This window comes from Paenisporosarcina macmurdoensis (genome assembly GCF_042658845.1).
Lineage (GTDB): Bacteria > Bacillota > Bacilli > Bacillales_A > Planococcaceae > Paenisporosarcina > Paenisporosarcina macmurdoensis.
Genome location: NZ_JBHSRI010000034.1, coordinates 1 through 2,876, shown reverse-complemented (window position 1 = coordinate 2,876; position 2,876 = coordinate 1). Strand labels below are relative to the sequence as shown.

Sequence of the window (2,876 nt, the reverse complement as noted above, 5' to 3'; positions counted from 1 at the left end):
AAGCTCATTCGATTCCCTCCGATCACGAGATTTACCGGCAACACTTCCAAGAAAAGTATAACACACTATACTTTACATGCGTAAAGGTGTGCTCTCCGAGGGTGAGTGCAGGGGTGACTTCCTCCTGCTGGATGCTGTCCTTCCCCCAGTTCAAGTGCAAGAAAGAAGCGTCAGTAGACGTAAACACTCTACCGAATGTAGTGGAAACTACATTTACACCTCAATCAACTAATACTGGTGAATTTCAAACTTATGGATTAAGTTTCGCTAGAGGAAGCGTTAGTTGCTATACAATTAGTTCGAATGCTTATTGTCCGTGGAATATTCAGGTTGGGGGAGACGTTATTATCTACAGTAATGTAATCGTATATCTCGAAAGAGATGAGGGCTTTCTGAATGGTGGATGGGAACGTTATTCTACTTTCAATTTTAGATACCCAGTTAATATTGCGACCTCAACAATAAGAAATGAGGCATCTTTTAAATTGCCAAAAGGTTCTTACAGAGTTAAGCTTGGGGGGAATTTTACAACTGCTAAAAATGGTATATACAGTGCAGTTGCAAATGGCTCATCATATTTTAAGATTAACTAAATAGGCGGTGGAATTTTGAACCTTGAACAAGGATACGCTGATTTTCAACCTATAGGCATAAAAATAACTTATACCCTTGTTGATTTATCGAAAAAACAAGTTATATCAACAATCTCTTGTGATGACGAAGTCAAAATAACTATAATTATTGATTTACATTTGAATCAGGTATATAAGAATGGCTCTTTTGATGAGATATTGGCCGTATTGCCTAGTAGAGATGAAGAATCATATATTAATGAGATTAATGATTGGGCAAAAATATTTATTGAAAATAAAATTACTGATCCTAAAAAATACTTTGAACAATTCATGTGAATTTTTAATATTTCTTTTTAAAAAAAGCCCCTAATTGGGCTTTTTTTTTATCGTTTTTCATTTCTTTAACTTCTATCTTCAAGCCAATTATAAAATCTCGCTTTTTGACTATCTTCCCTTTAAAAAATAGTTGTAATTCATTTTGAAAAAATTTTATTCCACCAATTTTTTTTCTTTACTTCTTCTGTAGTTGCCACTTGCTTTCTTGTTTCTAATGTCTGCTTTAAAGCACTCATTAAATGTTCATCTCTTTTCTTTAAAGTGCTCTCTATGTATTCTTGTTGTTTTTTCATTTGTTCAAGCAACAATAAATTAAATTCTTCCTGTTTTTTCATCTTCTCATGCAGCTCATTGTTGGATTTTTGAAGACTTTCAAGGACATCAATCGCATTTATTTTTTTTTCGTCATCTTCGATAACAATTGTTGTAAGAAAGCCATAATTCGCAAGTTCGGTTTCTATCCGTTGAACATTGTAATTTTTCTCGTACATCTCGCGAATCGCAACAAGAGTCTCCAGGCTGTCCTCTTGAATATAAATACTTCTATGCTGCTTCTTTGTTCTTAAATGGTGACCGTGCCTGTCAATATATCTTCTGATAGTTTGGTGAGGAATCTTTGTTCTTTCCTCTAGTTGGGCAAAGGTAAGCCATTTTTCATCCATAAAATCATCCTTTCTCACGATTCTCATTCATATAATCACCAGTTTCTCATATTTTTAAAAGTATTGATATATAAAGACTGAATAGGATTTTTCTCATGAGAATACATTACTTGATTCTCAATGTCTCATCCGAAAAAAATCACCACCCGAAGGCAGTGCCTTTTTTGTATAAATACTACAATATCAAGATTAATAATTACTAGGTGTTTTAATTATTTATTAATCAGTTTAAAATGGCTAATTCCTAAAAGTTGATAGAAACCAAACAACAACTTGGCAAATAATTATGTTGTACAGTCATGTATCATTCACTGCACCATTGTATATACTGTGTGTATACAATGTGAACGGAGAGGTGATACAATGAAAGAGAATCAAAAAGAAGGGGAGGTACGCTCTATGACGACGACCGTTCAAAAATGGGGTAATAGTTTAGCGATTCGTATTCCTGCCGGAGTTGCCGAACAAATGAATATCCAACAAGGTTCTGAAATGGACATGAATGTTGGACTTCAGGGCATCACATTAGTTCCAAAGAAGAGAAAACCAACATTAGAAGAATTATTATCAAAATGCACACCCGAAAATCGCCATGAAGAAGTTGATTTTGGGGTCGTAGGGAAGGAATTGTTTTAATGCCGGTGATAGTGCCAGACAGAGGGAATTTAGTTCAAATCAACTTCTCTCAACAAACAGGACATGAACAAGCAGGACATCGACCTGGGATTGTTTTATCTCCGAAAATTTTTAATAGTATAACCGGATTTGTAGCGATTGCCCCGATAACTAATACTGCTAGGGGATGGGGATATGAAGTTCCGTTGTCTAGTGGTTTAGTTTTTGAGGGTGTTATTTTGACGGACCAAGTGAAAAATTTGGATTGGTCGGCTCGGAATCTGAAAATAAAAGGACAAGCACCCCCAGAGATTGTGCAAGACTGTTTGGACAGAATCGCTACGTTTCTTACATAGAGAGAAACCGATCTACTGTTTCGGAAGTATCCGACTTTATTACTTAATAACAATCAGCTGCCTTTCAAGGCGGCTGATTCTTATTGTTATTTTAAGGTTTTTGAAATCCATAGGTAGCAACGCAAAAAACGGTAGTCAAGATAATCTTAGCTACCGTTTTTTAGTTTTTTTATTTACTTGGTAAGTTTTCTTAGCCCGCAAGGTTATGTTCAGAAAACCAGGAGTTAATGTACACCCCCTATTTACAGTGTTTTCTCAGGTTTGGCACTTTCATTCATGTTCAAGAACTCGTTCAACAATCTAAGTTCACTAACCTATACGAAACTAAGTAT

At 35.3% G+C, this 2,876-nt stretch carries 5 protein-coding genes; 4 read left to right on the top strand and 1 reads right to left on the bottom strand.

Translation table 11 applies throughout. From position 1 onward, the window contains the following. Both ACFPYN_RS17390 and ACFPYN_RS17385 read left to right on the top strand, forming a co-directional pair. A partial coding sequence (locus ACFPYN_RS17390; protein ID WP_377735903.1) for a hypothetical protein occupies window positions 1–593 on the top strand: 593 nt, incomplete at its 5' end. A 15-nt stretch (window positions 594–608) separates the two neighbouring features. Then, on the top strand, window positions 609–911 hold the full coding sequence (locus ACFPYN_RS17385; protein ID WP_377735902.1) for a hypothetical protein: 303 nt from the start codon (window positions 609–611) through the stop codon (window positions 909–911). Between the two features lie 137 nt (window positions 912–1,048). Here ACFPYN_RS17385 and ACFPYN_RS17380 read toward each other — a convergent pair whose 3' ends face one another. After that, window positions 1,049–1,573 (bottom strand): hypothetical protein, encoded by a 525-nt coding sequence (locus tag ACFPYN_RS17380; protein ID WP_377735901.1) that lies wholly within the window; start codon window positions 1,571–1,573, stop codon window positions 1,049–1,051. Between the two features lie 363 nt (window positions 1,574–1,936). Between ACFPYN_RS17380 and ACFPYN_RS17375 the strand changes: the two genes are divergently transcribed. Together ACFPYN_RS17375 and ACFPYN_RS17370 are read left to right on the top strand one after the other, a co-directional pair. Continuing rightward, on the top strand, window positions 1,937–2,209 hold the full coding sequence (locus tag ACFPYN_RS17375; RefSeq protein ID WP_377735900.1) for an AbrB/MazE/SpoVT family DNA-binding domain-containing protein: 273 nt from the start codon (window positions 1,937–1,939) through the stop codon (window positions 2,207–2,209). A 5-nt stretch (window positions 2,210–2,214) separates the two neighbouring features. Beyond that, complete coding sequence (locus ACFPYN_RS17370) at window positions 2,215–2,544, top strand: type II toxin-antitoxin system PemK/MazF family toxin (protein ID WP_377735905.1); 330 nt, start codon at window positions 2,215–2,217, stop codon at window positions 2,542–2,544. Window positions 2,545–2,876: the final 332 nt, after the last annotated feature.